A 16195-nucleotide genomic window follows, 5' to 3' on the forward strand; every position below is an offset into this window, starting at 1 on the left:
GTTCTTACTTGATGATCTTCTGTCTCCAGAACATCTCAGTAAGCACCCACACGAATTACTTAATGCTGAATTTTTAAAGAACGTTGCCTTGATTCTCTCAAAGCGGGCTGCGAATTCTACATTAGCAGCTTTGTTTGTCAATCTATTTTCTTAATCATTTCAACAAGGATCAAGCCAACAAATCAACTGCAAACTCAAACCGGAAGGCTTTCATCTGCGAGTGCATTCTACCGCACTTTTAATCTACCTTGCAAGCTTTTTATTTTAAAATTTCGTTTAAAATCAAGGGCTTACAAGACTTTAGAGATCTACCCGAAGGTGTCACTCTCTCAAAATAGGCTGCGAATCTTACGCTAATTTTGACTTTCGTCAACACCTTTCTTGAGAAACTTTTCGAAGACTTAAAAACCAAAAGAAATTACTAAGTCTTTGAAAAATAAGGAGTTTTCGCTCCCGCTTAAGCGCCGTAGCGATCAAGAGGTGCGCATTATAGAGACCTCAGTTCTGCCGTCAACGGCTTTCTTCACATTTTGTCACTTTTCTTCCAGAAGCCCTCAAAACGGCGATTTCGGACTAATAAAACCACAAGCGTCAAAACAGTGTAGAGCACAGGCTCAAACCAACCAGCACGGATTTGTAGCAAATAGTGAACGGATGCCAGTAACGCTGCGAAATACACTAGCTTGTGCAAGGTCTTCCAGCGCTTACCTAGGGATTTTTGCGCCCAGCGAGTTGAGGTTAGGGCCAGTGCTAGCAATATCATCCACGCGCCGGTCCCTAATAGTAGATAAGGACGTTTTACTATTTCACTCGTGATATCGGCCCATTGCCACTGCAACAAGAAAGTTGCATAGGCCAGTGCGTGCAAACTTGTATAGAGAAATGCCCAAAGCCCGACCATGCGACGATGAACCAAAACCCAACGTTGGTTTAGTAGCCTATATAAAGGCGTGACCGCTAGAGCGATCAATAGAAAGTTAAATGCCCACGTTCCTGTTAGCCATACCAATGCCTTGCCTGGTTCAGGACCGAGTAAATCCCACTCTCCCGTTTGAATACGAACAACTAACTGCAAAATGTAGATTGCCGGCAGCGCTGAGAGACCAGTAATTGTAAATCGACGCCAAAGCACAGGCACCGACGTTATCTTATTAGAGATAGCGGTAAGAATGGACATACCTTTCCTTGAATTTTAATGGAGACGAATAGCCGCTTTCTATCATGTTTTAATAGAAGCGGCGCAAGTCCATTTCGCTGTAGAGGCCTTCGACCTCACTGGCGTAGCCATTAAACATCTGCGTCGGAATACGATTAGCGCTAAACAATCCATTCGGCAAGCGCCGCTCGGAAGCCTGACTCCAGCGCGGATGATCGACCTTGGGATTTACGTTGGCGTAGAAGCCGTATTCTTGTGGGGCAAGGTCATTCCAAGTCGTACTCGGCACCTCCTCAACAAAGCGAATTGCCACGATAGACTTAATGCTTTTAAAGCCGTACTTCCATGGCACAACCAAACGCAAAGGTGCACCATTTTGATTGGGCAGGATTTCACCATATAAGCCGACTGCCATAAGAGTTAAAGGATGCATGGCTTCATCCATACGCAGCCCTTCTTTATATGGCCAATCGATGGTTGAAAACACTGAGCGCTGACCCGGCATTTGTTTCGGATCTTCAATGGTGGTGAATTCGACATACTTAGCCGAAGATAAAGGCTTAAAGCGTTTCAACAATTCAGCCAGAGGGAAGCCAACCCAAGGAATAACCATCGACCAAGCTTCGACACAGCGTAAGCGATAGATACGTTCTTCTAGATCCATCGGCTTAAGAATATCTTCAAGGGTGAACTGCCCCTTCACTTCGCATTCACCACCAATCTCTACCTTCCAGCCGTCGGTCTTAAAATCGTCGGCATAACGTGAAGGATCTGTTTTACCTGTACCAAATTCATAGAAGTTATTGTACTGAGTCACGGCACTGTAAGGTGAAAGCGTCTCGTCTTTACCCCAAGCGGTTTCGGACGCAGCAAGAATTTGTTTTTGCAATTCATTTGGGCTGGATAGTGCGGGTTTTCCTTCAGCCGATTGGATTGCCAACACAGGGGATGTCGCTAGTGCTGCAGCAGATGTTAAAGCCCCCGTCATAAACTTACGGCGATTAAGATAAGTCGATTTCGGCGTTATTTCGGAAGGAAGGATGTCGTTCGCTTTACGTTGCTGAATAATCATAAGTATTCCTAAATTTAAGGCCGCTACTGCGGCCTATAATATGTAGAGAGATAACTATTCAGTCGGTAGGGTTCCCTATTTCTTACAACCCAATTGCTAAATTAACGGTTTCTCCGCTCTTTCAACTTCGTCCATCCCTCGTAACATGGTCCGGATAACGCATATACAACAAAAACACCCAGTAAAACTTTAGCCGGATCAATAGAAACGATAACAAAGACAAACACTACCGCAAGCATCGCAACGAATGGCACCTTGCCGCGCAAATCAAGCCCTTTAAAGCTGTGATAGCGAAGGTTACTAACCATGAGCAATCCTGCAATAGGTACGACAACCGCCATTAACCACGCGATATCACGACCAGGCATGCCAGATTCACTAAATACCCATACGGTACCTGCAACAATAGCCGCCGCTGCTGGACTCGCTAACCCGGTGAAGAAATTCTTATCCGCTACCGCTAGCTGCGTATTGAAACGAGCAAGGCGCAATGCCGCGCCTGCACAATATACAAAAGCCGCAACCCAACCGACTTTACCGAGATCTTGTAATGCCCAACTAAAAGCAACGAGAGCTGGCGCTACACCAAATGACACCATATCCGCTAAGCTATCGTACTCAGCGCCAAAATCGCTTTGCGTATTAGTTAAACGCGCAACGCGTCCGTCGAGGCCATCGAGAATCATCGCAACAAAAATTGCAATCGCTGCATTCTCAAAATGACCGTTCATTCCGGCAACTACGGCATAGAAGCCAGAAAACAAAGCGCCGGTAGTAAATAAATTTGGTAATAAATAGATGCCTTTGCGATCCCGTTTTACCGGTTGCAGAGGCGTTTCCGTTGTATTTTCATTACTGTCGTCGTTGTTAATCAAGGACACAACCTTATGCTCTTCGTGATTCATGGAGACTCTCTCAAATCGAGGCTCATATTAAGACTAGCCACTATTATGAGCTATTAGCCGCAAAGGAGCCATCGCCAGCCTATTTTTAGAAATAACCAGACTCGCTAGCGAGTTGCAGTTTGCCACAAGGCTTGCAGCAATGGTTCCTGTAATCGCTGACTTTGTGCACAAAGTCCTACTGCGAACGGCTCTAGCTCAGGCTGAACGTTCAAAATCCGAACTCGACTCGCCATCGGACTATTATGAAGCACCAATTCTGGAACGACACCAACACCAACACCGAGTGCCACCATACTCACAATCGCCTCATTGCCGGATACTTGCGCATAGATATGAGGCTTTACTCCACGGGCATCAAACCAATGGTTCACACGGGTACGCGCCAAACCCGACTCAGATAACACCATAGGCACCGCAGACCAATCAATCTCTGCCTGAGTAATTTGCGGTACAGTCCCGAGCGAGCGCGGCGCAATAAATAGTAGAGGTGACGGTGTAATGGTTTTAAAGGTTAGCCCTGAGGATAGCTGTTCGGGACGAGCGGCAATCACCACATCAGCATCACCTGACTCAACCCGAGGAATCGATTCTGCCGCATCCCCCGTGTGAATACGCAAATCCACCTTAGGATAGCGCTCCCGAAAACGCGTTAATAAGTCAGCAAGGAAACTATAGCTCGCCGTGACCGAGCAATATAAGGTGATAGAACCCGTCATATCACTGACTTCGGTATTCACGGCGGCGCGTAGCGCATCCCAAGCCGCTAACGTTTGCTCCGCGTGCTGACGAAGCAATTCGCCTGCTGGGGTTAATACCAGCGGCTGCGCATCGCGCTTAAACAAAATGGCACCGGCTTCTTGCTCCATGCGCGCCAAGCGCCGACTCAAGGTTGACGGGCTAGCATGTAGCTGTTGGCTGGCGCGCCCGAGATTTTGCTGCGCAGCAATGGTAATAAACACCTGCAAGTCTTTGTAATCCATATTAATTCTCGGCTCGCGAATAATTGCACCTCACGCATTGCAAAAAATGCAACGTGATAACGCAAATATAGCATTTTACGCAACGCGATTCTTCCCCTATCATTCCGCGCAAACTTGCTAAACATTCACTTATTAAGGAGATAGAGCATGGGTAATAACTACTTCAACACTCTAAACCTACGCGAAAAGCTGGATCAGCTTGGTCGCTGTCGTTTTATGGACCGTTCAGAATTCGCTTCAGAAGCAGAATTTCTGAAAGGCAAAAAAATCGTCATCATCGGTTGTGGTGCTCAAGGTTTAAACCAAGGTTTGAACATGCGCGACTCTGGCTTAGACGTTTCTTACACTCTGCGTGCTGCTGCTATTGCTGAAAAGCGTCAGTCTTGGAAGAACGCCACAGACAACGGCTTCACTGTTGGCACTTACGAAGAATTGGTTCCGCAAGCTGATTTGCTGGTTAACCTAACCCCAGACAAGCAACACACTGACGTTGTTACGACAGTAATGCCTATGATGAAACAAGGCGCTTGCTTAGGTTACAGCCACGGCTTCAACATCGTTGAAGAAGGCATGCAAATCCGTGCCGACCTACCCGTTGTAATGGTTGCTCCTAAGTGCCCAGGTTCAGAAGTTCGTGAAGAATATAAGCGTGGCTTCGGCGTTCCTACATTGATCGCTGTTCACCCAGAAAACGATCCAAAAGGTGAAGGCTGGGATATCGCTAAAGCATGGGCTGCTGGTACTGGCGGTCATCGTGCAGGCTGTTTGGAATCATCTTTTGTTGCTGAAGTTAAGTCTGACTTAATGGGCGAACAAACCATCCTTTGCGGCATGCTGCAAACTGGCGCCATCCTTGGCTTCGAGAAAATGGTTGAAGATGGTATCGACGAAGGCTACGCAGCTAAGTTGATCCAGTACGGCTGGGAAACTGTAACTGAAGCGCTGAAGTACGGCGGCATCACTAACATGATGGATCGTCTATCTAACCCAGCTAAAATTTTGGCCTTCGATATGGCTGAAGAACTGAAAGAATTGATGCGTCCGTTGTTCCGCAAGCATCAAGCAGACATCATCAGCGGTGAATTCTCTAGCACTATGATGGCTGACTGGGCGAACGATGATAAAAACCTACTCACTTGGCGTGAAGAAACGTTAGCAACTGGCTTTGAAAAAGCACCAGCATCTGACGTTGCTATCGACGAACAAGAATACTTCGACCACGGCATTTTATTGGTTGCCATGATCAAAGCCGGTGTTGAACTAGCGTTTGAATCTATGGTTGAAAGCGGCATCGTTGAAGAGTCTGCGTACTACGAGTCTCTACACGAAACTCCGTTAATCGCTAACACCATCGCGCGTCGTAAACTGTACGAAATGAACGTGGTTATTTCTGACACGGCTGAATACGGTAACTACCTATTCTCTCACGCTGCAGTGCCACTGTTGCGCGAGAAGTTCATGCCGCACATCAGCACCGACGTTATCGGTAAGGGTTTGAAAAACAAATCTAACTCGGTCGACAACAAGCGCTTGATTGAAGTGAACGAATTAATCCGTAACCACCCAGTTGAGTGGATTGGTCAAGAACTTCGTGGCTACATGACAGACATGAAAGCGATTGTAGAAGCGTCTAACTAAGACCTCCTGCAGCTGCGCAAAAGCCCTACCGAGCAATCGATAGGGCTTTTTTATGGGTAATGCATCATCAATTTGCGATTAAGCAACGCGAAAACCATTACGGCCGCTGTGCTTAACCTCATACATGGCATGATCCGCAGCACTCATTAATTCCTCCCAGCGGTCATGTCGTAGTGAGCCAACAGAAATACCAACGCTTGCGGTGACAGCTTCAATTTCCGGCCATTCGGTAAACTGTAAATCCTTTAAGCACTCAAATAAGCGCTGCACAAAACGCTGCGCACCATCAAGGTCACAGTCGACCAGCAATAAAGCAAATTCCTCTCCGCCCAAACGCCCCATGTGGTCTTGGCCGCGACGCAAACTACGTAATAACGATCCGAACTGACGCAATACTTCGTCACCCGCAGCATGTCCGAAGTTATCATTCACTTCTTTGAACTTATCCAGATCAATCCACAACATAGCTACCTGCGAATGCAGACCCGTTAGCTGTTTCATTTGCTCAATAAAAGCACGCCGATTCAATAAGCCGGTAAGCGCATCAATATTCGCCAATACCTGTAACTGCGCATTGGCGTTTTGCAGAGCTTCTGCTTTGTCTTTTAAGTCTTGAGTGCGCTCACTCACTCGTATTTCAAGTTCTCTATTCGCTTGGGTTAGTAGGCGACTCAATGATTCTATTTGACGCCGCTGCCACACTCGAAACATCAAAAAATTAATCGACTGAGCCAGTACAAACACAACTAAGCCACCGTACATCCAAGGCTCACCTTGCACCTCGCGATTAACTAGCAATACATCATGCACAACGGCCACTGCAGGGCACAACAATCCCAATGTTAAAAAACAAGCACCCTTACGCTTACGCACCAGCGCCCGCAATAACCAGCCACTACCGATTAAAACGCTGGCCAAAATAAGTAAGCTAAAAACATGAAGGAGTGCAGTAAACCAAGCGATCTCAAGCGCCAAACAAAGTAACGCAGAAGTCAGATAAGGGATGGATAAAATAATTAACGTGCGACGATGAATATCGCGTGGATAGCAGCTTCGCAACCAACCAAAAAAGAACACTGGGGTTAACAGCATAGTGATATACACCAAGCGGATATGCCATTCCCAAGGAAAGTTAAAATCAAATAACCAATACAGTGCACCATGCGAAGAAATACTAATTCGCAAGCCTAGCACGCAGGCAAATAGACCCAGCCACATGCCTGCACGGTCTCGAGTATCGACAGCGAATTCAAGCAACAGCAGCAATGCCATTATCAGCATTAAACCAGCTACCACACCCTCATAAACCAACATACGATTAAATCGTTCAGCGATATTTGAAGCCTTACCGAGTGTCAAACTTTGCCAAGCGCCACCACTAAAATGCTTGGCGTTAGCAACTTGTAAAACCAGCGTTACCTGTCCACCAACTGACGCTGGCAATAACGCCCACTGGTCGCCGCTGTAGGCCTCTATTTCATCTAAGTTTTCTGAAACAATCCCGCCGCTTGCCACAAGTTGATGATTTGCGAAGAGGCGAAATGCGGTCGAGATCTCGGGAATGTAGAGCCCCATGCGCTCGCGATCTGAAAGACCTGATAACTTTAAGCGATAAGAAGCCACTCCTTGTCCGGGCATATCAGAAGAACTGCCCAGCATGCTGCTCCAGCTATGGGGTAGGTATGAGACAAGCGCGATACCCGAATGCCATTGCTCAGGGGAAACTAAACTGCCCCAAATCAAAGACCAATCGCCGTCGAGACGGATAAGATGGTTTGACCAATCAATGACACCCAAATCCATATGCCCATTTTCTGCCGCAAGTTGCGGAGGTGTCGCGTCCTGCCCCGATGAAACACTCGGCAGTGCTAAACAAGAAAAGAGTATTAGTACTAAAAATCGTATAAATTTGGTGCCTAACGTCTGCATATATGCAAATTTTGAGTCCATTATTCAAAACATCGCATCGAAAACACCGAACATACTTGCCACCATCCTTATATCAATTCCGGCCATTATAACTGGATACACTATCTACGGCGATTTCTCCCGAGCAGTCGATAAACAAGCTGGTATAATGCGGCATTTACAACAAGAACCTCGGAAGCGGTATGAATCCTGATCTAAGCAAACTCCAGCCCTATCCCTTTGAAAAACTGGCCAAGCTGAAAGGTGCGGTTACACCACCTTCCGATCTGGAACACATTGCTCTATCCATCGGCGAGCCGAAGCATCCAGCACCAGCGTTTGTGTTGGATACTCTGCGCACTGAGCTGCAACGCGTGGAAAATTATCCGACCACAAAAGGTCTACCTGAACTTAACCAAGCCATCGCCAACTGGTTAACCAAGCGGTTTGATTTACAACCCGTTGATGCCGCAACCCAAGTTATTCCGGTGAACGGAACTCGTGAAGCTATTTTTGCCTTTACTCAAGCAGCCGTTGACCGCACCAAATCGAATCCATTGGTTGTCTGCCCTAATCCGTTTTATCAAATATATGAAGGCGCGGCCTATCTATCTGGTGCACAACCGCACTTTCTGCCCTGCTTAGAAGAAAACGGCTTTAATCCTGATTATGCAGCCGTACCTGCCAGTGTATGGAAAGACTGCCAAATTCTGTTTGTCTGTACCCCAGGCAATCCAACCGGTGCAACCTTATCGTTCGAGCAATTCAAAGAACTCATCGCACTGGCAGACGAACACGATTTCATTTTAGCGAGCGACGAGTGCTACTCAGAAATCTATGTTGAAGGCCACGCAGCACCAATAGGCTTACTAGAAGCCTGCGCAAAATTAGGCCGTCACAACTTTAAACGCTGCGTCGTATTTCACTCACTATCTAAGCGTTCTAATTTACCGGGCTTGCGCTCAGGCTTTATTGCCGGAGATGCTGACCTGCTGAAGCCATTCTTGCTTTATCGCACTTACCACGGCTGTGCTATGTCTGTGCACACACAACTTGCTAGCATTACGGCATGGGGTGACGAACAACATGTGATCGATAACCGCGCGCAATACACTCAAAAATTCCGCGGCGTGTTAGAAACCTTACAGCCGGTACTTGATGTAAAACAAACCGATGCGAGCTTCTATTTGTGGCCGAAGACTTCGATTAACGAAGAAGAATTTGCCCAGCAATTATTTGCCCAGCAAAATGTCACTGTTTTACCGGGATCTTATCTATCGCGCACTGTTGATGGCATTAACCCGGGCGCGGGTCGTATTCGTATGGCACTTGTCGCAGAAACAACCGAGTGTATTGAAGCGGCTGCGCGTATTCGTCGCTTCATTGAATCACTATAAATAGGAGCCTTCATGTCTGTTCAAACGAATCCCTTTGGTAGCGATATCACTACTGATGACATAGTAGATACCCTCAGTTTTTTCGACGACTGGGAAGAGCGCTATAAATACATCATCGACTTGGGTAAACAGCTACCTGCGATGAACGATGAAAAGAAAACAGAAGAATTTTTACTGCGCGGTTGCCAAAGCCAAGTATGGATCGACTATGAAGTAAACGGCTCAACCATGAATATTGAAGCCGACTCAGATGCCCACATAGTCCGAGGCTTACTCGGCGTTGTGCTTGCAGCCTACAACAACAAAACTCCGGCTGAAATCCTTGCCTTTGATATTGATGCTTACTTCGACAGCATCGATTTAATCAAACACTTAAGCCCCACTCGCGGCAACGGTATTCGGGCGATGGTGCAGAAACTTAAAGATGCAGCTCAACAGACTGGCTAGAGTAAAGCACACCCAAAAGGCCAGACACGAGACGCTTCGACTCTGGCCTTTATAGAATCATTCCCCGTAACAAAACCTTCACATTCAAACGCATTTTGCCTGCTGTAATTTCTATCATTGCAATGAATCAGAGGCAGTAACGAAACCATGCGCATCAAACATCGGCTATTCTTAATGGCACTATTGCCCGTTGTATTAACGGCCATGATCTTCTTTTATGTTTGGCAGCAAATGCCGAGCATCGTCAGCAATGCTACCCAGCTGTTTGACCAACGCATGCAGCCTATCTGGTCACTAACAACCGCTAGACGTGGCATTACAACAGGCGTCGTCGATGTCGCTCATAAAAGCCGAGCTCAAATGTTGCTGTGGAGCGACGCTAAAGAACAACTCACTAGCGCAAGACAACAAATAGAAACAAATTGGAATCAGTATCTATCGAGCCGATTGAGCGCGGACGAACAGGAGGCTATCAATCGCAACTCGGACGCGATGAAAAAAGCCTTCACTGTTATCACTACACTCGAAGGCTACATCGAAGAACAATCAGCCTATGGTATGGGTAACTATATCGATATGGATATGTACTCCAATCTCGAACCGGCTATTAGCCTAATCGATCATCTCATCAACCTGCAGTCGGCATTAGCCCAAGCAGGCAAACAGAAAGCGTTCGATGAAACAAACAGCATATTGCGCGGCATCGCATTGTTCGCTGCTGCTCTCATCGCAGCCATGGTTGGAATGGGTGTGCTTAGTTACCGCCGCATCTTGCATCCTATTCGCTATATTCGAGATCGAGTAAGAGCCATAGGCCAATACAAAGATCTAACTCAGCGGATTAATGTACAAACCGATGATGAGCTTGGTGAGCTCGCTCGATCTTTCGACCAACTGATTAACAGCGTCAATGACACCCTGATGGGAGCCGCAAATAACAGCGAAAATTTACGTACAACGGCCAACCGCTTGCAGACACTTGCACAAGAAAGCGAAAGCGTAGCCAAGCAACAAACCTCACTGACAGCATCCGCAGATGAGGCTGTCACTAGCGTCTTAAAAGCAGCCCAAGATGTTCAAAGTGCCACTGTTTCATCTCAACAAGCAACTAAAGGCGCAACGAAACAAGTCGAGTCTGGACGAATTCAAGTTCAACGCGTATTGGATGCTATTCACACATCCGTCGAGCGTATCGGTGAAGCGACAAAAGTCGCAGAGAATTTGCTAACCGACGCAGGAAAAATCGGTGATGTACTGCTGGTTATTAACAGTATTGCCGAGCAAACCAACTTACTTGCATTAAACGCCGCGATCGAAGCCGCTCGGGCAGGAGAACAAGGTAGAGGCTTTGCGGTAGTAGCCGATGAAGTTCGAACACTCGCACGCCGGACAGGTGAATCTATTCAAGAGATTCAAGCCATCGTCAATGCGATTCAAGGAGGCGCAAATAGCACCTCAGCAAGCTTAAACAGCGTGAATGAATTAAGCGACGCTATGGTTCAAACGGCAACCGAGGCCGGAGCTGCTTTACAACAGATTGAGCTGGTCGTTGCCGAGCTCAATACCAAGAGCGAACACATTGCTGTGTTAGCAACCGCACAACTTAAAAGCAGCGACCAAATTCGTGAACGCTCGCGTAACGTAGCGGAGCATAGCCAAACAAGTCGAGAAAAAGCTGGGGAGACCGGCAACATCAGCCAAGGTTTAGTACGCTTGGCTGACGACCAATATGCCGCGGTAAAAACGTTTAAACTCAGCTAGTGCGAGATTTGTCCGCTCAATCGTTGGCGATGATGTGCTTAATATTTCGTTCGGCTAGAGCGGTAATCGTAACGTACGGATTAACACCCACGCTCCCCGGAATTAATGAGCCATCAACAACATACAAATTATCATAGCCCTTCACCCGGCCATAATCGTCGGTTGCCTTACCCAACAAGCAGCCGCCTAACGGGTGGTAGGTAAAGTCATCAGCGTAATATTTATTATCGGCAAACAAGCCCGTACGGTATTTCGTTCGATTGGCTTCGTTCATCTTATCGAACAGCCATTTACCGTCGTTATAAGAAGTTGCTGTTTGCGTCGCATCCCAATTTAAATCAACACTATCCGCAGCAGCATTGTAGGTAAAATATCCGCGTTCTGGGTTTTTAGTAATCGCTAAAAACAAGCTAGTCCAGGTTTCAATACCGGCTGGAAAAGGAGCGATTTCTGCAAACACCGGATGCTCAGGATCATCCCAGTTATCAATACCCATAACCGGCATTGTTGATTGCGCGACGCCAGTGCCATTCCAAAAGTGCGTTGAACAAGCAAACATAATATTACCGTTATTGCCCCACCCCTTACCTACCTCAGAATTCAGCAGCGGTAATGTGCCATTATCGCGCGCGCGCACCAAAAGCTCAGTCGTACCGAGACAGCCCGCACCTAAAAACAGTTGGTTACAGCTGACCTGTAATGTTTCGACCACGGCACCTGTTACATCAATCGTTTCGAGCGATAACGAATACACTCCATTGGCGTCTTGTTCTATTTTGGTCACCTTAGTTAGCGTGCGCAGAGTCACGTGACCCGTACCAATAGCTGCAGGAATATAGTTTTTATCGAGGCTCTGCTTGCCACCGTTATTACCGTAGATAACCTCACCATCGAGCGCTGACTTAGGTACTTCGCCATAGGCCTCTTGCTGCATATATTCGAAGTTATAGCTGCTAGGGACATTCGCGGTTTTAAAACCGGCATTTTTCGCCGCTTTTTGGGCTACTCGTGTGAACTGATAGTACTTAGATTCGAATAGCTCATCCGTCACACTATTCACACCCAACATGCTATTCGCCAGAGGGAAATAGATATCGTACATATCATCGGAAGAGACATTCGGCAAAATAGTCTCGAAGTAATCACGCCGCGGGGTAACCGCCATACAGCCATTAACTAGCGAACCACCGCCGACACCTCGACCCACATAAACCGACATATTGTCGTAACGCACACGATCAAGCACTCCGGGATACTGTTCAATATCGCGATTAATAACATTTAAGCCAAAGAAATTTTCGAGCGGCGCTTCAGTACGATCTTTAAACCACATCGAACGCCCGTCAGGGGCTGTCGTTTTGGTGAATATTTTGTCATCTGATGCAGGCTTATCCCACAACATCCCCATCTCAATCATCAGCGTCTCAACCCCGGCTTCACCCAACCGCAATGCCGAAACCGCACTGCCGTATCCGCTACCGATGACGATTGCCGGATAGTGCGATGCAATAGCATTAGGGCTATCGGGGATAGCCAATTCAGGCTTTGAAAACCATCCCGCCTCTGCTTTTTGCGCGGAAAGAAGACTAACAGTTGTTAGACCATAAGCGGAGGCTGTTGTAAGCACTGATAGGCCGAGAAATTTACGACGCGAGAGAGGACTGCTAGGCATGATGAGATCCATTGTTATTGTTATCAATGAACGATAACACTGGCTGCTTGCTGCTCACAAATACCAGAATGACAATATCAAGCCAGTGTGTAAGCAGTAGAAGCTGGACTGGTGTTACTAGTTTTTAGAATGACGTTACATCCCTTGCCCATTCACTAATACGCGGTCCAATGCGCGTTGGCAGTACGCACCGACCCGAGCAGACATCTGCTGGAATATCCGTGTAATAAAGGCATGGGTAGCATCGGCTTTTTCTAAGATAGGTTTCATGCCTAACATGGACATCATTTTGCGAAGCAAATTGAGTACTAAGCCGGAGATATCCGTCGCTAAATTGATGCCTTTAAGCAAAATATAAGCAAGACGATCCATCAGGGTGAATGTCGCCGAGAAGGCATTCGACATTGCCATGCCTATCGCTTTTAAACATTTTCCGACCACATAGCTAATTGCTTTATCGAGCCATTCTAAGTTGGTTACATGGAAACTGACCGAGGCTTTATCATTGAGCCAACGATTTATACCTTGCTCACCAAAATGCTCGTTACGCTTGCCCCTAAGTTCCGACCAACCTTGCTTGCCGATCGTTTTGAGATACTCAGCCATATCATGCATTTTTATGGCTGGAAACGATCCAGGACTCGGTTGAAAATAATCATAAACCTCCTCTTTCTCTTGCAGAGGCGCATGTACAAAAGGCCAAAATGGCACACAGGGAACGATGTCAGTGCGATGATAAATCCGGTACATACGTTCATAACTTAATGAGTTAGTAAGGCTGGTCGCGAAAGGCGCCATCCCCACCCTTGGAGCACCGAACGTATATAAGTAGGGTTTGAGTCTCGTTTTGGCCTCTAAAAATTCTGCACACAAGGTGGCCAACCCACCTCCCAAACTATGGCCGATACAGTGAACCGTTGTGATGCCACGGCTGGCAAAATCCGTAATAAATTTCTCTAATTGATCACTTATCGACGAGAACGCTTGATTAAAGCCATCATGGACTAATTGCCCACGAGTAGAGCGCGATGTGGCTAGATTGAAATTCGTCAGCCAATCGGCAGGAAAGGTTTTCTTGGTGCCGCGTAAAATAACAAATGCATGACCTTCGTATGCGCCCTTACCAAAAGCCATCAAGCCAAATGCGGTTGTTGATTTAATAAAGCCGGGGCCGCCGGTTTTGGCGGAGGTGAATGATTTTTCAGTGATTTCTAGCTCATCTTTGAACGTAGACTTTACAAGTGTATACGCAAGATCAGGAAGTGGAATATCGACCAAAACGTATATGTTTTTAGCAAATAAAGCAGCCTGAATAGGCTTAACTATTGAGTCATTCATTTTCGAATCCCGTCACGATTTTATCCGCCTCAACACTCCATGTGCATTGCGTTACATAAGCGCCGCCATTTACCCAGATTACATTGTGCTCAATACCTAGCATACAATCGACTTGAAGAGGCTTTCCTCGCGATTCAGCATTCTCTTCTATCGTGCGCTTCACGCCCTGCCAAACCGGGTACTCCTCGCCTCCATACGTAACAAAAATCTGCTGAGGAATCGAAAACTCACCCGGTAAAAACTTGCCTAAAAAGCTTTGATCAAATACCGCGGGTAATTCAAAGTAGCCATTATCATCGGTCATTGTTTCATCGGTGTTATGACCTGATGAATAAAATTTTTCGACAATACGTTTTACTTGAGCACCTTTAGCGGGCTCGCCATTTAAAGTAATAACGCCGGATATGGCAGAAAATAGACAGACTTTTTTAGGCTCGAACAACGACATCGACAAAGCTCCTGACGCAGAAAGCGAGAGTGTTAGAAACACAAGCAAGGATGTATAGCGATTATTGATCATCCGTAATCCGCTTTATGATTGTTATGTGGAATTCAACGAGTTTGTCAGAGGAGTATCAATACATCAACTTACTTTCTTGCATTATGAAAGTGCCAGTATCGACATTCAATTAGACTGATTTCGCCGCACCAATTAAAACCTTTAATAATCTAGAATTCTGACTCATTCTATTTTATTAGATCCATCGCATATTAAAACCACATTGTGAAACTTTAAAATCGCCACCCATAAAAAAACCGCCTTGCGGCGGTTCTTTTATTCAGCTAACAAACGTTGTTTTTATTAAACGATTTTTGCAGCCAGCTCACCGCGCTCATAGCGTGCGAACATATCATCTAAAGACAAGGCTTTAATCTTAGACGCATTACCCGCGGTACCGAACGCTTCGTAACGTGCAACACAGATTTCAGTCATGGCTTTAACCGATGCAGAGAAATACTTACGTGGGTCGAATTCGCTTGGGTTTTCTGCCAAGAAGCGACGAATCGCACCAGTAGATGCCAAACGCAAATCGGTATCGATGTTTACTTTACGCACGCCGTACTTGATGCCTTCTACGATTTGCTCAACTGGCACACCGTAAGTCTCTGGGATTTCACCGCCAAATTCGTTGATAATCGCCAACCATTCTTGTGGAACAGAAGATGAACCATGCATTACCAAGTGAGTACCAGGAATACGCTGGTGAATCGCTTTAATACGGTCAATCGCTAGGATGTCATCTGTCGGTGGACGAGAAAACTTATAAGCGCCGTGAGAAGTGCCACAAGCAATCGCTAACGCATCAACACCCGTTTGCTTAACAAAGTCAGCTGCTTCTTCAGGGTCTGTCAGCATTTGATCATGGCTTAGTACGCAATCAGCACCAATGCCATCTTCTTCACCGGCTTGGCCAGTTTCTAAAGAACCCAAACAGCCCAGCTCGCCTTCAACCGATACGCCGCAAGCGTGCGCCATTTCAACAGTACGCTTAGTCACTTCAACGTTGTATTCATAGGTCGTTGGTGTTTTACCATCAGTACCTAATGAACCATCCATCATCACTGAGCTAAAGCCCAATTGGATAGAACGCTGACATACCGTCGGCGAAGTACCATGATCTTGGTGCATACACACTGGGATATGTGGGAACTCTTCGATTGCAGCCAGAATCAGGTGACGCAAGAATGGAGCACCCGCGTATTTGCGAGCACCAGCAGAAGCCTGAACGATCACCGGAGAATCGGTCTTGTCCGCCGCTTCCATGATGGCTCGCATTTGCTCTAGGTTGTTTACGTTAAATGCTGGTACGCCGTAACCAAATTCGGCGGCGTGGTCTAGCATCTGACGCATGCTGATAAGTGCCATGATAGCTCCTCAAATTTTTATCGCCGTTCAGTACGAGCGGCTATTTTAAAAAAA

General features: G+C 46.6%; 13 protein-coding genes. 4 read left to right on the forward strand and 9 right to left on the reverse strand.

Annotated elements, in window-relative coordinates:
* Nucleotides 1–523: 523 nt before the first annotated feature.
* The 4 genes from UXZ23_RS07075 to ilvY all read right to left on the reverse strand — a co-directional run bounded on the left by UXZ23_RS07075 (nt 524) and on the right by ilvY (nt 4113).
* Nucleotides 524–1177, reverse strand: a complete 654-nt coding sequence (locus UXZ23_RS07075) for a protein-methionine-sulfoxide reductase heme-binding subunit MsrQ (protein WP_320819916.1) — start codon at nt 1175–1177, stop codon at nt 524–526.
* Between the two features lie 49 nt (nt 1178–1226).
* Nucleotides 1227–2228 carry a protein-methionine-sulfoxide reductase catalytic subunit MsrP gene (msrP, locus tag UXZ23_RS07080; RefSeq protein ID WP_320819917.1) on the reverse strand — a complete coding sequence of 334 codons (1002 nt, stop codon included), beginning with the start codon at nt 2226–2228 and terminating at the stop codon, nt 1227–1229.
* Between the two features lie 101 nt (nt 2229–2329).
* Nucleotides 2330–3133, reverse strand: a complete 804-nt coding sequence (gene pssA, locus UXZ23_RS07085; protein ID WP_320819918.1) for a CDP-diacylglycerol--serine O-phosphatidyltransferase — start codon at nt 3131–3133, stop codon at nt 2330–2332.
* Between the two features lie 104 nt (nt 3134–3237).
* Entirely contained in the window at nt 3238–4113 is an 876-nt protein-coding gene (gene ilvY, locus UXZ23_RS07090) for an HTH-type transcriptional activator IlvY (RefSeq protein ID WP_320819919.1), read from the reverse strand.
* A 147-nt stretch (nt 4114–4260) separates the two neighbouring features.
* Here ilvY and ilvC point away from each other — a divergent pair, with 147 nt between their 5' ends.
* Nucleotides 4261–5751, forward strand: a complete 1491-nt coding sequence (ilvC, locus tag UXZ23_RS07095; protein ID WP_320819920.1) for a ketol-acid reductoisomerase — start codon at nt 4261–4263, stop codon at nt 5749–5751.
* Nucleotides 5752–5829: 78 nt separating this feature from the next.
* Here the strand turns inward: ilvC and UXZ23_RS07100 are convergent, their stop codons facing one another.
* Nucleotides 5830–7554, reverse strand: coding sequence for a sensor domain-containing diguanylate cyclase (locus UXZ23_RS07100; RefSeq protein ID WP_320819921.1), 1725 nt, complete (start codon nt 7552–7554; stop codon nt 5830–5832).
* A gap of 308 nt (nt 7555–7862) precedes the next feature.
* Here UXZ23_RS07100 and dapC point away from each other — a divergent pair, with 308 nt between their 5' ends.
* The 3 genes from dapC (at nt 7863) to UXZ23_RS07115 (ending at nt 11264) form a co-directional block, all read left to right on the forward strand.
* Nucleotides 7863–9056: a succinyldiaminopimelate transaminase gene (gene dapC / locus UXZ23_RS07105; protein WP_320819922.1), complete on the forward strand. Its 1194-nt coding sequence runs from the start codon at nt 7863–7865 to the stop codon at nt 9054–9056.
* A gap of 12 nt (nt 9057–9068) precedes the next feature.
* Nucleotides 9069–9503: a SufE family protein gene (locus UXZ23_RS07110; protein ID WP_320819923.1), complete on the forward strand. Its 435-nt coding sequence runs from the start codon at nt 9069–9071 to the stop codon at nt 9501–9503.
* Nucleotides 9504–9650: 147 nt separating this feature from the next.
* Nucleotides 9651–11264, forward strand: coding sequence for a methyl-accepting chemotaxis protein (locus UXZ23_RS07115; protein ID WP_320819924.1), 1614 nt, complete (start codon nt 9651–9653; stop codon nt 11262–11264).
* Between the two features lie 16 nt (nt 11265–11280).
* On the opposite strand, the gene UXZ23_RS07120 is transcribed toward UXZ23_RS07115, so the two are convergent.
* The 4 genes from UXZ23_RS07120 to fba form a co-directional block, all read right to left on the reverse strand.
* Nucleotides 11281–12936 carry a GMC family oxidoreductase gene (locus UXZ23_RS07120; protein ID WP_320819925.1) on the reverse strand — a complete coding sequence of 552 codons (1656 nt, stop codon included), beginning with the start codon at nt 12934–12936 and terminating at the stop codon, nt 11281–11283.
* A gap of 135 nt (nt 12937–13071) precedes the next feature.
* Nucleotides 13072–14274, reverse strand: a complete 1203-nt coding sequence (locus UXZ23_RS07125) for a lipase family protein (RefSeq protein WP_320819926.1) — start codon at nt 14272–14274, stop codon at nt 13072–13074.
* Nucleotides 14267–14794, reverse strand: coding sequence for a DUF6795 domain-containing protein (locus tag UXZ23_RS07130; RefSeq protein ID WP_320819927.1), 528 nt, complete (start codon nt 14792–14794; stop codon nt 14267–14269). The genes UXZ23_RS07125 and UXZ23_RS07130 overlap by 8 nt, the downstream gene beginning before the upstream one ends.
* A 282-nt stretch (nt 14795–15076) precedes the next feature.
* A complete protein-coding gene (gene fba, locus UXZ23_RS07135; RefSeq protein ID WP_320819928.1) occupies nt 15077–16141 on the reverse strand; it encodes a class II fructose-bisphosphate aldolase in 1065 nt (354 codons plus the stop codon).
* Nucleotides 16142–16195: the final 54 nt, after the last annotated feature.

Origin of the sequence: Thalassolituus sp., from assembly GCF_034111725.1 — a bacterium.
In the GTDB taxonomy this organism is placed as follows: Bacteria; Pseudomonadota; Gammaproteobacteria; order Pseudomonadales; family Oceanobacteraceae; genus Thalassolituus.